Genomic DNA, 15,081 nt, shown 5'->3' on the forward strand with positions numbered 1-15,081 from the left:
AATCATGAAGCAAAATGATTTACTTTTACCCGCTTACGGCAAAAGACCGAGTAGAACTCATGACGGCAAAATTATCACCCTCAAAAGCAACCTGCGTTGGTGCTCTGACTGTTTTACTATCCAATGTGCCAATGGAGAACGCGTGTTTGTGGCTTTTACGCTCGATACTTGCGACAGAGAAATTTTAAGTTATCTCGCCTCTACTGTTGGCATCGATGGAGCAGCGATACGTGATTTAATGCTTGAAGCTGTAGAGTATCGCTTTGGAGTGATTAATCGTCTGCCTCATAAAATTCAATGGCTGAGCGATAACGCTCCCTGCTATGTCGCCAAAGATACCGTCGAATTTGCCAGAGCTTTAGGATTTGAGGTCTGTACTACTGCTCCTTATAGCCCTGAATCAAATGGTATGGCTGAGGCTTTCGTTAAAACCTTTAAGCGAGATTATGTGGCTTTTTATGATGCTCTAAATGCTTATGATTTTATGCGACAACTTCCGCAATGGTTTCACGATTATAATGAAAATGCTCCTCACAAAGGGCTTAATATGATGTCTCCTAGACAGTTTTTAATGGCTGCTTTGAGGTAATTTTGCGGTCCGGTTTAATAGGGGCAACTCCACTGCAAACCTTCACCCAGGCTATGTTTACTAAAAAAACAATACTCCTTTTAATGATAATTGGGCTTGATTTTAAAGACCGTATCTACGCTGACTGAGATTAAAATAACAGTTTTATACTTGAAGCAAAAAAGTAGCACATTGCTTTTTGAAGAAATCCTGGTTGCAGAGCAACCAAGATTGTTTTTTGAGAAGGAGAATAAACTGATAGTTGATGTCATAATTATTACAATGGAAATAAAATGATGAGAAGTAATTAATTTTAACAAGAAATTTGTAGAAGGAGATTAGGTGGCAATTACCAATAAAACAACAAAGTTATTATGGTCAAATGCTGCTGGTATATGTTCATTTACTGATTGTGAAGAACGATTAACAGGAAAGCAAGCTGTTAATCTTTCACCTTATACATTAGGTGAAATGGCCCATATTAAAGGAAATAAACTAGGATCAAACCGCTATGATAAGTCACAGGCGGATACAGAAAGAGATAGTTATGAAAACCTGATTCTACTATGTCCGACTCATCATAGGCTCATTGACAAGCCAGAGAATGAAGAAGTATATACAGTGGAATACCTGCATGAAATGAAAATGAAACATGAAGACAATATGTCTAATAGACTGAATTTGCCTAAATATGATTGTTTAGATCAGTTAAAAAAGCAGCTTGCAATATATATGGGAGAGAATCATGTATCGTGGGAAACATATGGGCCTATTTCAGATATTGCTCTTAGAAACCCGCATAGTGATGAACTTTATGACTTGTGGACCTATGAAAAGCTTTCAACAATTGTTCCTAACAATAGGAAAATATTGAAACTCTTAAATGAGAATAGAAATTTGTTTTCGAGTGCAGATCAGCGAGTTGTTAGTAAGTTTTTAAAACATGTGGAAAGCTACGAAAAATGGGTTAATGATGAAATACCATACAAAGCTGTTTTACGTTTTCCAAAAGAGTTTGAACAATTAATTTTGAGAGATTGATATGCCAGCACATAGTGAAGAGTATCCTTGGATGAGCTATTATGGAAATTACATTTTTTTTGAAAAAAAAATGAAGGAGCATTCTAAGGTTGAAACAATAACAAAAATTAATCCTAGCTTTTATCAAATTAAATTGACTGACGGTAGGGTTATTAAAACGTTTATATGTGAATGTTACTCCTTTGGCATTGCAGAGTACCTAGAATCATGTCATAACTTGGGTGAACTAAATGCAGTAGTAATAAGTTCTAATTGGTGCAGCTATTCATTAGAGGTAAAACGCCATTGCATGGATAAAAATGTTGGGGTATATGACATAGGTGGATTCATGGCGGCGATAAACATGGATAATTATTGGCAATATCTGACTGAATCTGAGAAAGAAAAGTTTCAAGAAAAAGGCTGGAGTTACTTTTCAAAATGAGGATCTATGGATTTGGATCTTATTTTTCTGGTTCAAAATCATACACAGATATCGATATCCTCATAGTTCATGATTTAAATGATTATCAATCTTGTATGCAAGCAATTAAATGCAAGAGAGCAATTTTAAAAAAAATTAATAAATCTAATGTGTCTATTTTATCCAAATCAGAAGAGCTAGATTTTGACTTTATTTCTAGGTCGGGTGCAATCCCGTTAGGTGATGTAGATGAAGGCAGTATTGAAAATATCGTATATATGGTGAAAACGTTTAAAAACAGGATATTTTGATTTAAGTGTACCCCCCACTGGGTGAAACAAAGCAAGTAGCTTGGGTGAAACGACGTGAAACCCGGGTTACGGTCCCACAGACCTTCACCCAGGCTACATTTACTTGTGTGATTCATAGACATCGTTTCAATTAATTGAAACGATGTCTATGAATCACACAACTTAGGCTAAGATGCTCAACCCTTGCTTTAGCCTCTAAATAAATATTTCTGTAGCTCTTCGGCATCCCTTGATACAGCTCTATTCCCTCTATCTTTCCACATATTTCACAAGTATATGAATTTCTTAACATGGAATTATTCTTACCAAATTCATTTTCATAAATCTGGGCGCTTCTCATCTGAGCATCGCAACATAATTTGGAAATTTCTTTCCCAAGTTCAAAATCGTGAGAATGGTCTAAAGGATGTATACAACATGTAACATCATCTTGACATATTTGCTTCCAACCCAAATCTTTACCATCTTCCAAAGTCATAGTCATGCAAACCTCCTTTTACCAAAGCAAAGGGCTCTTTCTCAAAAAAGGGGGCACTTTAATCGAGTTAGTATAGACTAACCCTTTGATTTCGCGGTCAAAAGGAGATTAAAGTGCCGAAAAATGATCTTATCCTAAATTTACCTGGTTTTACCATCCAAAAAGTGAGGGGTTATCAACCATTAATTTTGGAGCTATCTTACAATCGCAAAGCGCGTTGTGGTCATTGCGCAAGTAAGGAGGTTCGTAAAAAAGCATCGTACATGAGACGTGTGGCGCATGAATTAATTGGCCATCGACGAAGTGAATTACACTTTAAAGCGTACAAGTTGTATTGCCATAGCTGTAGGCGTTATGGCAATCAACAATTCCCTGGAATTAATAAGCATCAACGTTCAACCTGGCGCTTGCAGGCGGCCGTTTTCCATGACCATACGCGAGGTATCTCGCAAAAAGACCTGGCCAAGCAATATAACAAAGGCAAAGCCACTATCGAGCGTTGGTATCAGCAGCATTATCGAGAGCAAGAACGGGAACTAACGAATGCGCCTTGTCCCATTGTTCTTGGAATCGATGAGCATTCCTTTAGTCGTAAACAAGGCTATGCAACGACGCTTTGCGACCTTAAGAAACATAAAGTATATGATATTGTTAAAGGTCGCTCTTCGACTGATTTAAAGGACTACTTTAAAAATTTACCGCATAAAGAGCGAGTGAAAGTCGTTTGTATTGATTTAAGCACAAGCTATCGTGCACTGGTGAAACAGCACTTTCCTCATGCGCAAATCGTGGCGGATAGATTCCACGTGATAAGGCTTGTTAACCAGTTCACTTTACAAACCTTTCATCACATTGACCCAACTATTAAGTATCAGCGAGGCTTGTTAGCAGCCCTTAAAACCAAGCCTGAAAACTTAACCGCTAAGCGATTAACCCTTCGTGATAATTATCTTAAACAACAGCCCGCTATTGCTGCAATTTATGATTTTAAGCAGGAATTACATCAATTACTCAGCAAAAAGCATTGTACCGCTAAAGAGTGTAAACGCTTATTACCCCGTTTCTTGGAAATGATTAATGAACTTAGGCTCAGTCCCTTTCAACCTTTGCAGACTTTGGGTAATACCCTATTTAAATGGCGAGAGGAAATCGCAAGAATGCTTCGTTTTACTAAGAATAATGGAATAACTGAAGGCTTTCATCGAAAAATGAAACTCATTCAACGAAGAGCTTACGGATTTAAAAATTTTGAAAATTATAGAACGCGTGTTAGGGTGCTCTGTTGCTAATGATTAGTGCCCCCTTAAATGGGAAAGACCCAAGCAAAGTCAAGAAATAACATAAAGTCAACAACTTGGCAAGTTTATGGACTTTGAAAACGGTATCACCGAAGTTTAAGGTTTGGTAATTTGATCATGTTTCGTTGGTATAAACAAGAAATTATTTAAGAGATTTTAATTTTCACTTAACCCCTTGATTTTACTGGTCGGGACGGAAGGATTTGAACCTTCGACCACTAGCACCCCATGCTAGTACGCTACCAGGCTGCGCTACGCCCCGAATTGGATGGGGATAATAACTTGTCTATTGATAAAAGACAAGCTGGCTTATCTAAAACTGATTAAAAATGTGACATGATTTCTTCTGAGACCTATTTAATATGATATAATGGAGTTCATTGTAAGGCCAGGAAAAATAGATGAGATATTATTACTGTCAGCAATTAGGTACCTATTATAAAATTGGAAATGAAGATCGAAAAAAGAAAATATATGGATTTGAGTCAGAATATTGGCATGGAAAACACCCGGGCAATTCTTAGAGAGCCAGATGTTCATCAGACAATTAACTATCTCATGCTAGAGCTTTCCGCATCAGGAAATATTCAATTTCTACAGTTCCATCCAGTATCAGTAGAACAAATAAAGAGAATGAAGCCTGAATTATTAGCAGATTCAGAGACTTTCATTAAGCCTTATCCACCACATCGCCAGACTTTGGGGAGTACTCAAACCTTTTTTTCTGAAAATAAAAAATATGAGTTATCGGGTGAACAACGCAAAGCTTTGGAAGCCCATCGAGCTCACCTGCAAGCGCGTTGGACAGAGTATCATATTCTAAGTTATCTCTTTTTCTGTTTTAGTAGGGGTTATTCCAGAACTGAAAAAATTCAAGAAATTAATAATTTATTAGCTACAGGCGAAGCAAAAGCGGAGGTTGTAGAGCAAGGTCATACAGGCAGTATTGTATTGGGTATGCGTTAACAGCATTGCAAAAGGAAGCGATTTTTAAATGCCTTAAAAATCGCTTCGTGATGCACATTAATTAAATGCATTAATACCCGTAATATGACGACCCAACACTAAGGTATGGACATTATCGGTCCCTTCATAAGTAAAGACAGATTCAAGGTTCAGCATGTGGCGAATGACATCATACTCAAGACTAATGCCATTCCCACCGAGTAAATTACGACAAGCGCGAGCAATTTTTAGCGCCTCTCTGCAGGCATTTCCTTTGGCTAAAGAGATCATAGTCGGAGTTTCGCGTTTTTGATCTTTTAATCGGCCGATTTGCAGGTTCATCCATTGGGCTTTCACGATTTCTGTATACATCTGTGCCAAATCTTTTTGTACCAATTGGAATGAAGCGAGCGGTTTACCGAATTGTTTGCGCTCAAGTAAATAGTCGCGCGTTGTATCAAAGCAAGCCATGGCAGCCCCCATTGCTCCCCAGGCAATACCGTAACGGGCTTGACTTAAGCAGCTTAATGCTGCCCCTAAACCTTTATCCGTTTTAGATAATAAATTTTCGTCAGGCACAAAAACGTCCTCAAAAACAAGCTCACCAGTCAATGAAGCGCGTAATGACATTTTGTGTTTAATTTCCGGACTGCTAAACCCTTTGAAGTCTCTTTCAACGATAAAACCGCGAATTCCTTCGTCGGTTTTAGCCCAAACAATCGCTATATCGGCAATGGGAGCGTTGGTAATCCACATTTTTGCGCCGTTCAAACGCCAACCTCCTTCCACTTTTTTCGCATAAGTCCGCATACTGGCTGGATCGGAGCCAGAATCAGGTTCGGTGAGTCCGAAGCAACCAATGATTTCGCCTGCTGCCATAGCAGGGAGAAATCGCATTTTTTGCTCTTCGCTGCCATAGCGAAAAATGGGGTACATGCACAGGGAGCTTTGTACTGAAACAAAGCTCCGTAAGCCACTATCACCACGCTCTAATTCTTGACAAACCAACCCGTATGACACATAAGACGCCTCGGCTCCGCCGTATTGTGCAGGCAAAGTGAGGCCTAATAAACCCAGTTCTGCCGATTTTTTTATAAGCTGCTTAGGGAACTGAGCATGTTCAAACGATTCCGCCATTAACGGTATCACATCATGACTAACAAAGCGTGCCACACTATCGCGGATCATACGTTCATCAGTATGTAATTGTTCATCAAGAAATAACAAGTCGTCCACGATCTTTCTCCCTTTTCACTGAATTTAAGGCTAAAACAGCCTCAACAATGGAATCACGACTGGGCAACAAATATTGCCAAGCTGTACCTAATGGAATGAAACAGTCTTCGCCTGTAATACGTTTCACTTTCAAGCAATTCTCTGCTTGTTCAACTAACAAGGTGATTAATCCTTCACTCACCGAGCCACTTTGACGCCCTTCATCAACAATTAAGACCCGTTTTGCTTTACTCACTTCACGTAAAATGGCTTCGGTGGGTAAAGGACTTAACCAGCGTAAATCGACTAGTTTTACCGCAATACCATGTTCTTTCTCAAGAATTGTTGCCGCTTGCCTCGCCAAATAATAGCCATTGGCATAACTCAAGATGACAGTCTCACCTTCGCCATAAACTCCCACCTCACCCAGTTCAATGCGTTCATCAATATAAGGATAATCAAAAAGCCAGCCGTTATCTCCCGCTTCATGCAAATCTTTGGTCATGTATAATGCGATAGGCTCAAGGAATACCGCAATACGGCCTTCTTCATGGGCTAATCGCATGCACGTGCGCAACATCTTCGCAGCATCTGGTCCATTTGAAGGGCAAGCAACAATAACTCCTGGCAAATCGCGTAACACAGCAATTGAATTATCGTTGTGAAAATGGCCACCAAACCCTTTTTGATAGGCTAAAGCAGCGATGCGAATCACCATTGGATTCTGGTATTGACCGTTGGAAAAAAAAGATAAAGTCGATGCTTCGCCACGCAACTGATCTTCCGCATTATGCAAATAAGCTAAAAATTGAATCTCAGGTACCGGTATAAATCCATTATGAGCTAGGCCAATTGCTGTGCCCAAAATAGTGGTTTCATCGAGCAATGAGTCAAATACCCTGCGTTGACCAAAACGAGCTTGTAAATCAGCAGTGACTCGATAAACTCCCCCTTTTTTGCCCACGTCTTCGCCGAAAATCACCATGTTAGGATACTGCATCATCAGATCAGTCAAAGCGAAATTGATTTGCTGACAAAGATTACGCTTTAAGTGCAATTGATTCCATGCATTGCCAAAAACCTGAGCTCGACGCGCATCGTCGGGCGGTAAATAAATCCGTTTATTATGCGTTGTAGGCAATAGTGAAGCCATTACCTCTTTGGCACTGTTCATTTTGGGCAATCGAATCGCTTCTACTGCTTTGGCTTCAATAAGGGTTTTATTGTCTTGGTATAACGTTAGAATCGCTTTAGTACTCATCCAGCCTTCTTGAACCAATAATCTTGCCGTATGTAATAAAGGATCATTCGCCTCACGCCGCTCGATCTCAGATTGTGAATTATATTGTGATTCAATGTCAGAACCTGCGTGACCTAGCAAACGCATGCATTTCATGTGCAGAAAAACAGGTTGCTTTTTAGTTCTTGCAATATGTTCTGCTTGCTTAGCCTTTAAATAAACGTCGGCCAGGTTTAAACCATCACAAGCAAGGTAATGCCAGCTTGGTCTCTCTTTCACCGATGTTTCAATCCAATGGCTTGGCGTGGGTACAGAGATACCAATGCCGTTATCTTCACAAATAAAAATTAAGGGCAAGGGGTATTGCTGAGAAGCAATCCAGGAACAAGCGTTTAAAGTCGTTTGAGCTGAGGCATGATTCGTTGAGGCATCACCGAACGAACAAAGGATGATTGAATCGTCTGGTAGGTTTGCGTGAATGCAAAGCTCTTTTGCTCGTGTAATCGAAATGGCGGCACCCAAAGCTTTGGGTAAATGCGACGCAATCGTTGAAGTCTGTGGCGGAATAGTAAGGGGGACACTACCCAATACTTTATGGCGCCCTCCTGCAATAGGATCCGCAGCAGCAGCAACGAGGGATAACAGAATATCACGCACCCCGTCACAGCTTTGCAATTGTTTAGCACGTTGCAAGTAAAACGCACCACTTCGGTAATGCAAAAAAGCCATGTCACTGACACGAAATACTTCGCCAAATACAGCATTACCCTCATGACCACTGCTACCGATAGTATAATAGGACAGGCCTTTTTCTTTTAACTGGCGAGCAATAAGGTCGAGTAAACGTGATTTAATTTGTGAATCAAATAGTTCAATCGCAATTTTTTTGTCCATACCCGCTTGTGCTGGACTCGTTGAACTTATTGCTGGAGGAAAATCTGCTTGAGTGACGCGGTTAACAAATTGCTCATGGACTACGCTAGCTCTATCTAACATTATTATACGCCCTGTTTATTAGGAGCCTCTCTTTTAAAAACAGGCTCTTGTCCTTTTTTAGCGATAGGTTAAGTAAATTACTCTATCAGCCGATTAATTGGCATCAGTATAGTGAAATGAATTTGTAGATGACAAGCAAATTAAGGGAATAAAGTCTGCGTGTTGATCAACCACATCGCTTTCCGAGATTAATTGAAGTTCGGAACTACCACCTCATCTCTATTTGGCAGTCGTTCAGCTTTTAGTTATATGTCTAAATTCTAACTCCTCACCGGCTGAATCTAATAATTGATATACCTCTTAGCTTTCATGGTTTGTTCTATTTTCAAAAACATTAAACTGGAGAATGGTGATCAAATAATCTACAATTTGACCTGAGAATAACACTTTTGAGGTTAATTATGAAATGGATAGCTCTAGCCCCAATGATTGTTCTTCTGACAGCCTGCGGTTGTTGTACAAATACCGGAGTATTGGAGTATCGCTCCGTGACTTATACGCCCACAGTGGTCACAACTCGAGTAGCACCAACCCCTGCAGCAGTAGTAGTAAAACCGATCTATTATGATCCAGTCACGATCATTGATACCGATCCTATTGATGTTACAACTACTACTATCGACTATTACTAGTCGATCAATTAGAGTTCTCTTTTGCAAAAGAGGACTCTATCTTATTTCATTTTGCACACGATCAGAATAATAGTAAAATAGATGATTATCGCTTTAACAATAAACATGTCTTATTTAAAATCGGCAAACTAAGCGCCCATAGACTGCATTAATCAGGTAAAAAAATGAAATCGTATGTAATTGTAACCTTTTATAAATTTGTTCCTCTAAACGATTATGAAGTAATGAGAGAATCCATCCTCAAAGTAATGAAAGATAATCAAGTGAAAGGAACAATCATTTTAGCAAGTGAAGGAATAAATGGTACATTTTGTGGTAAAGAAGAAGAAATTGCGCCCTTCATGGCTTATTTAAAAACTTATTCGGGCTTAGAAGATTTAGTCTTCAGATCAACCTATAATGACTTTAACCCTTTCGCTAAAGCGAAAGTCAAATTACGTAAGGAAATTGTCACTTTAGGTGTGGAAGATATTAATCCACTCGAATTTTCCGGAACTTACTTAAGTCCTGAGGAATGGAACAAATTAATTTCAGATCCAGAAGTTGTTATTATCGATACCCGAAATGATTACGAAGTAAAACTGGGGACTTTTAAAAACGCAATCAATCCCAACACTGAGAATTTTAGAGATTTTCCAGAGTATGTCCAAACCCATCTTTTAGAGAAAAAAGATAAAAAAATTGCTATGTTTTGTACCGGTGGTATTCGCTGCGAAAAATCCACTTCTTACCTAAAAAAACTGGGATTTGATGAGGTTTATCACTTAAAAGGTGGAATATTAAACTACTTAGAATCCGTGCCCGCCGAAAATTCACTGTGGGAAGGAAGCTGTTTCGTTTTCGATGATCGTGTTGCTCTTGACCAAAAATTAAATGGTTTTGAAAAAGGCTCCATTGATACTGAATGGAAAAATAAGCATAGAAAAAAGCAGCAACATAATGAAAGGAAGGATTAAATCACTGACATTGTTTTTTTTATTACTCTTTCTTCCCATTGTAGAAGCAAAAGATCTGACCGCTATTGAAAAACACATCATTCGTCATATTAGTGAACAACAGGATGCTCAGCTCTCACTCCTTGAGCAATTGGTGAATATTAATAGCGGCACTGAAAATACCGCCGGCGTTCATCAAGTCGGTGAGCTCTTGAAAACACGATTAGAGAAACTAGGTTTTACAACTCACTGGCAAGACATTCCTCCTGACATACATCGAGCAGGCGCTTTAATCGCTGAACGCCAAGGTTCTAAAGGCAAACGGTTACTCTTGATTGGTCATCTTGATACTGTTTTCCCTTCAGCAAGCCCATTTCAAAAATTCACTCGTCAAGGCTCATACGCTACCGGTCCGGGGGTGATTGATGATAAAGGCGGAGACGTTGTTATTCTTTTTGCATTGGAAGCGCTTGAAAAAGTCCATGCCCTTGATGACACCACCATTCGAGTAGTCCTGTCAGGCGATGAAGAAGACGCCGGTAAGCCCACTTCAATCACACGACAAGCGTTGCTTAAGGCAGCGCAACAAAGTGATATTGCATTGGATTTTGAGTGGTCATTTACGCAAGATACAGCAACCGTTGCTCGTCGTGGGATTTCAAGTTGGACAATTACCACCCAAGGAAATGAGACTCACTCGTCAGCGATTTTTCAAAAAACAGCAGGTGATGGGGCAATTTTTGAATTAAGCCGTATTCTTAATACCATGCGTACTCGCCTTTCTGATGAAAAGTATCTTTCTTTCAATCCAGGCTTAATTTTAGCAGGAACGCAAGTCAATGCTCCGAAAAAGACGGAAGGAAATGCATTTGGTAAAATTAACGTCATTGCCAAAACTGCCTATGCCACTGGTGATTTACGTTTTTTAACAAAAGAACAGAAACAAAAAGCAGAAAAAAAGATCGCCTCGATTGTCAACCAACACCTACCAGGCACCTCAGCTTCTATCCATTTTCAAGACGGCATTCCGCCAATGCCACCCTCTTCGGCTAACCTAAACCTTTTGCAACAATACAGCGAAATAAGTGACTCATTAGGACATGGAAAAATTAAATCGCTTAACCCTGGCGTGCGCGGTGCGGGTGATATTTCTTACGTATCTTCGCTTGTGCGAGGGAATTTAGCCGGTTTAGGGCCCATTGGAACAGGCGCCCATTCGACAAAAGAAAAGCTCGATATCCATTCTCTACCTATTCAAACTCAGCGCGCTGCACTATTAATTTATCGATTAACTCGTTAGCTGATCATACCTAGAACAAGGAGGATCAAAAAAATGAAGCGCCATTCAAGCGCTTTGGGATAGTCGTGTGCAAAAGAAGTGTTATTGGGGATGATTGGAGTTTTCTTGATTATGATCGGGATTTTCATCTTCCGGTTGCGATTCCTTCTTAATATCAAATAATGTTTGCCGGAATTGACTTACCGACTTAGCGAGCCCTTTTTCCCGTCCATGATAAAACATGCCCGCTCCTGCAACGCCTGCTACGCCTATACCCACGCCTACCCCAAGGGAAGCCCCTAAACCAGCCGCTCCAATTGCAGAAAGTAATAAACTACTACCACCACTTGGGATAGCAGCCAAAACTCCAACGATTACTAATGATGCGCAAGCAAAAGTAAGTAAAGCTGTACCTAAGGCATGCCAGCCAGGCGAAGTATTCCCTGATACATGGTTCGCTAGCGCAGCGAGTCGTTTACTGTTTGCTTGCGTTTTTTGTGGGTCATCTATATCAATCAATGAGTTATTGGCCGAAAATAACACTTGAGATAGATCATTAAGTGCACGCGAATCCAAATTTTCTGGGGTGTTTCCGGCAATAGCCTTCACTTGCTCAATTATTTTTCTTCCTTTATCAATCAGCAGTGCGTCTTGTGCTTGTTCTAAATTTGCTGCAAATTCACTTAAATAATCCTCGTATTCTTCAATTGCAGCCTTGCTTGGCGTCTTGAGAAAAGTCACGTCACCCACATGGTTTTTCTTATTGGTTTCTGCGCTTTTCAGATAAAACTCATCCTGTGCTTGTGGGCTGAAGGTGGTTGTACTACCGAAGACATCATTGGCAATCGAGTCGCTTTTCATCCCAGAAGAACCAGGAACATGATGAGAGGTAATTTCAGCCGCATTTCCGCCTTGCGCCCGAACAGATTCAATATTACTGATATTTTTATGTTTACTTTTATACCTTTTTTTCATCCATTCTTGAGTCGCTTTTTCTACTGCAGTTCCTGTTCTATCTTGACCACTTGCACAATGAATAACGCTGAGCGTATTTATCGCCTGGCATGCCGCTAAAATGACCTTACACACACTTTTAAGGCGCTCCGCTTTCTGCAGGGGAGCAATGCCATGTGGGACCTGTTCTTTGCCAAAATCTAATCCTTGAGCAATATCTAGTGCGCGAAAAGTGCCGTCAGGATTAGTTGCAGCATAGGACATTTGGTCATTTTTATCGTCCCGCTCTTTTGTGGCTTTAGCAACATGGTTAATGATTGTGGCTTGCTTTTCAAGGAAAGAGTAGGTATTCAATGTGGTAACATGCAGATTTAATAAGTCAGGATTTTTGTCCATCTTTTCTGCTGCAGCCACGCGAACTTGTTCTAAATTTTCGCGAGTATGAATTTGAACTGCTTCACTCTCTTCGCCTTTACCAATAAAAACCGGCGAGCCCATTCGAGCTAACCATAGCACATCTTCTTCATCTTCAGCTTGTAAACGATCAATTTGAGGTGGTTGAAGTTCACTTGCTTCCTTAATTTCAATCAATTCATTTTTAACGATAAACGCATTTTTTGCACCCACTAAGTGTGTTTTACGTGCTTGTGCAGGTAAGGCAGTGTCGTCTCTGGCCATCAGTCCGGCAAACAAACTATCTGCTTCTTGAATCGCCAGGTTTTGCGCCGTATGTGCGTTTTTTTCATCCTGGAATGGGTAAGCTGTTACAGTTTCGAGTTGATGAAGCGCTTGTTTTTGTGTTTCTGTTTTTCGCGTGACGGGGTATTGAGTCTCTCGTTGTAAAATGCGTTCGGTCTTATCATAAGTCAGAGTCACCATCGGGCGGGCGGGAGAAAGCACACTGGATAGATTACGATAATGAAATAGTAATTTCTCCGCATCTTCTCGGCTCTCGCACCCTTTGGTCAAATTAGCTTTATGAAGTTGTTCTACTAAAAATGTATTAAACTCATTCTCTTTTTGACTAATGCGCTTTTGCTTATCCTCATCATGAGCAGCACCCTGTGCTATGGTCAAAATCTCTTGGCAAAGCAAACCAAACCGAGTGTTTATATCATCACGTAATTCCTGCCCCTTAGCTCCCATTTTTTTATCAATTGCATAATCAATGGGGCGCAGCCTTGATAAACACCGTAGCAATGCATTATTAGCCTCTATCACAGGTGCATCATGGCGCATGCGTTGTTCAAGAGGTTTCGCTTGGGTTGCATCTCTTAGCCAGGTATGTGTTTTTGGATCTACGGTGGACACAATGCCAAATTGCGCATCATTCACCTCACGTAATAAGTCACTTAAGGCCTCATAATTTGTTTCTTGTAGTTTTGCGACTAAATCATGAGGCTTAAGTCGAAATTCTTCTCCAATTTTTTGCGTTAACGCTGTAAAAAGTTCGCTGTGTTCTCTAGCCATGGCAAACTCTATTCTTGGGGATGATTTTTTATTATAGTGAAAAAGACTTAACACAGTATTAATGGATGATTAATGAAACGCTTGCTGCTTATTACCTTTTGTGGGTTTAGCTTAACAGTTCATGCACTGCCCCAAGGATTTACTTATCTGCAAGATATTGAGCCAAGTATTATTCAAGATATGCGTTATGCAACAAGCCATAATTTTATCGGAGAGCGTATTCCAGGTTATCAAGCAGGTCGTTGCATTCTCACGCGTCAGGCTGCCGATCATTTAGTCAAAGTGCAAAGAGAAGCGAATCAGCTGGGTTATAGTCTTAAAGTCTATGATTGTTATCGGCCCCAAACAGCCGTCCAATTTTTTTATCAATGGAGCTTAAACCCTCAGGATAACCGCATGAAAGCGTTCTTTTATCCACGTGAAGATAAGAAAAATTTATTTGCCAAAGGGTACATTGCTAAAGAGTCAGGCCACACCAGAGGCAGTACCATCGATCTGACTTTAGTGAAAATCGGGACAAAATACCCCAATCCTCGGGCAGTAATCCCGCGTTGTTTTGATAAAACAGCTCGCTATCAAGACGACAATTCCATCGATGCCGGTACTCGGTTTGATTGCATGGATCCCAGTGCCAATATTTTTTATGCTGATTTAAGTAAAACACAAAAAGCTAACCGTTTACTGCTACGTCATTTAATGACAGCAAATGGTTTTAAACCTTATCCACAAGAATGGTGGCATTTCACGCTAGCAAATGAACCCTATCCCCATACTTATTTTGATTTTCCTGTAAAATAAATTAGCTGGATTGAATACGCGCCTTGATTACTTGCACAAGTTAGCCTATTTTTACTCTGGGAGAACAAAATGTGGTTAACTTACGCAATACTTGCCGCCATCCTATGGGGATTTAATTATGCTCTGGCCGAAAAAATACTCCGCAGCATTTCCCCAGTCACTCTATTGGCTTTAGAAATGTTCTTTGGAGCTATTTTCTTTCTGGGTGTTTCCTATTTCACAACCATGAAGAAAGACTTTTACCTCTTACTTACCGAACCCAGTGTTCGCTGGCTAACAATTCTTGAAATTATCGTGCTTTTAGCCGCCAGTTTTTTCATTGTTGCGTCTATTCATCTTAAAAATGCGACAGTAGCAGGAATCATTGAACTAATTTATCCCTTGTTTACTATCTTTTTTACCTGGTTTTTATTTCATGAAACCCATGTGAATCTAGCCGTTATTGTAGGAGGCCTTTTTATTTTTGCTGGCGTGTTAATCATAAGCCTGTCTTAATCTCTTGAGATTAAAATTAAGTT

Annotated in this window: 14 protein-coding genes and 1 tRNA gene; 10 read left to right on the forward strand and 5 right to left on the reverse strand. The window is 40.0% G+C overall.

Annotated elements, in window-relative coordinates:
- The 3 genes from B5D33_RS09520 to B5D33_RS09535 all read left to right on the forward strand — a co-directional run.
- Positions 1–589, forward strand: a 589-nt coding sequence (locus B5D33_RS09520; protein WP_139364750.1) for a DDE-type integrase/transposase/recombinase, incomplete at its 5' end; no start/stop codon positions are given.
- A 321-nt stretch (positions 590–910) separates the two neighbouring features.
- Positions 911–1,609: an HNH endonuclease gene (locus B5D33_RS09530; RefSeq protein ID WP_058451832.1), complete on the forward strand. Its 699-nt coding sequence runs from the start codon at positions 911–913 to the stop codon at positions 1,607–1,609.
- A gap of 1 nt (position 1,610) precedes the next feature.
- On the forward strand, positions 1,611–2,033 hold the full coding sequence (locus tag B5D33_RS09535) for a hypothetical protein (RefSeq protein WP_058451833.1): 423 nt from the start codon (positions 1,611–1,613) through the stop codon (positions 2,031–2,033).
- A gap of 420 nt (positions 2,034–2,453) precedes the next feature.
- On the opposite strand, the gene B5D33_RS09545 is transcribed toward B5D33_RS09535, so the two are convergent.
- Entirely contained in the window at positions 2,454–2,807 is a 354-nt protein-coding gene (locus B5D33_RS09545; protein WP_058451835.1) for a hypothetical protein, read from the reverse strand.
- Between the two features lie 107 nt (positions 2,808–2,914).
- Here B5D33_RS09545 and B5D33_RS09550 point away from each other — a divergent pair, with 107 nt between their 5' ends.
- A complete protein-coding gene (locus B5D33_RS09550) occupies positions 2,915–4,090 on the forward strand; it encodes an ISL3 family transposase (RefSeq protein WP_058451836.1) in 1,176 nt (391 codons plus the stop codon).
- Between the two features lie 194 nt (positions 4,091–4,284).
- Here B5D33_RS09550 and B5D33_RS09555 read toward each other — a convergent pair.
- A tRNA-Pro gene (locus B5D33_RS09555) sits at positions 4,285–4,361 on the reverse strand.
- A 188-nt stretch (positions 4,362–4,549) separates the two neighbouring features.
- On the opposite strand from B5D33_RS09555, the gene B5D33_RS09560 reads away from it, so the two are divergent.
- Positions 4,550–5,065 (forward strand): hypothetical protein, encoded by a 516-nt coding sequence (locus B5D33_RS09560; RefSeq protein WP_133140989.1) that lies wholly within the window; start codon positions 4,550–4,552, stop codon positions 5,063–5,065.
- A gap of 57 nt (positions 5,066–5,122) precedes the next feature.
- Here B5D33_RS09560 and B5D33_RS09565 read toward each other — a convergent pair whose 3' ends face one another.
- Together B5D33_RS09565 and B5D33_RS09570 are read right to left on the reverse strand one after the other, a co-directional pair.
- Positions 5,123–6,280, reverse strand: a complete 1,158-nt coding sequence (locus B5D33_RS09565) for an acyl-CoA dehydrogenase family protein (protein ID WP_058451838.1) — start codon at positions 6,278–6,280, stop codon at positions 5,123–5,125.
- Positions 6,258–8,495, reverse strand: a complete 2,238-nt coding sequence (locus tag B5D33_RS09570; RefSeq protein ID WP_058451839.1) for a thiamine pyrophosphate-dependent enzyme — start codon at positions 8,493–8,495, stop codon at positions 6,258–6,260. Before B5D33_RS09570 ends, B5D33_RS09565 begins: the two co-directional genes overlap by 23 nt.
- A gap of 401 nt (positions 8,496–8,896) precedes the next feature.
- Here B5D33_RS09570 and B5D33_RS09575 point away from each other — a divergent pair, with 401 nt between their 5' ends.
- The 3 genes from B5D33_RS09575 (at position 8,897) to B5D33_RS09585 (ending at position 11,362) form a co-directional block, all read left to right on the forward strand.
- Positions 8,897–9,127: a hypothetical protein gene (locus tag B5D33_RS09575; protein WP_078767404.1), complete on the forward strand. Its 231-nt coding sequence runs from the start codon at positions 8,897–8,899 to the stop codon at positions 9,125–9,127.
- Positions 9,128–9,291: 164 nt separating this feature from the next.
- The gene (trhO, locus tag B5D33_RS09580) at positions 9,292–10,083 is read left to right on the forward strand and encodes an oxygen-dependent tRNA uridine(34) hydroxylase TrhO (RefSeq protein WP_065239986.1); all 792 of its coding nucleotides are present in this window, start codon (positions 9,292–9,294) and stop codon (positions 10,081–10,083) included.
- Entirely contained in the window at positions 10,067–11,362 is a 1,296-nt protein-coding gene (locus B5D33_RS09585; protein ID WP_115304852.1) for a M20/M25/M40 family metallo-hydrolase, read from the forward strand. Before trhO ends, B5D33_RS09585 begins: the two co-directional genes overlap by 17 nt.
- Positions 11,363–11,443: 81 nt before the next feature.
- Here B5D33_RS09585 and B5D33_RS16620 read toward each other — a convergent pair whose 3' ends face one another.
- Positions 11,444–13,765, reverse strand: a complete 2,322-nt coding sequence (locus B5D33_RS16620; RefSeq protein WP_058451840.1) for a hypothetical protein — start codon at positions 13,763–13,765, stop codon at positions 11,444–11,446.
- 72 nt (positions 13,766–13,837) lie between these two features.
- Here B5D33_RS16620 and B5D33_RS09595 point away from each other — a divergent pair, with 72 nt between their 5' ends.
- Together B5D33_RS09595 and B5D33_RS09600 are read left to right on the forward strand one after the other, a co-directional pair.
- A complete protein-coding gene (locus B5D33_RS09595; protein WP_058451841.1) occupies positions 13,838–14,563 on the forward strand; it encodes a M15 family metallopeptidase in 726 nt (241 codons plus the stop codon).
- Positions 14,564–14,632: 69 nt separating this feature from the next.
- Positions 14,633–15,058, forward strand: coding sequence for a DMT family transporter (locus B5D33_RS09600; protein WP_058451842.1), 426 nt, complete (start codon positions 14,633–14,635; stop codon positions 15,056–15,058).
- Positions 15,059–15,081 lie beyond the last annotated feature (23 nt).

It is taken from the genome of Legionella maceachernii (assembly GCF_900167045.1).
GTDB classification, from domain to species: Bacteria; Pseudomonadota; Gammaproteobacteria; order Legionellales; family Legionellaceae; genus Tatlockia; species Tatlockia maceachernii.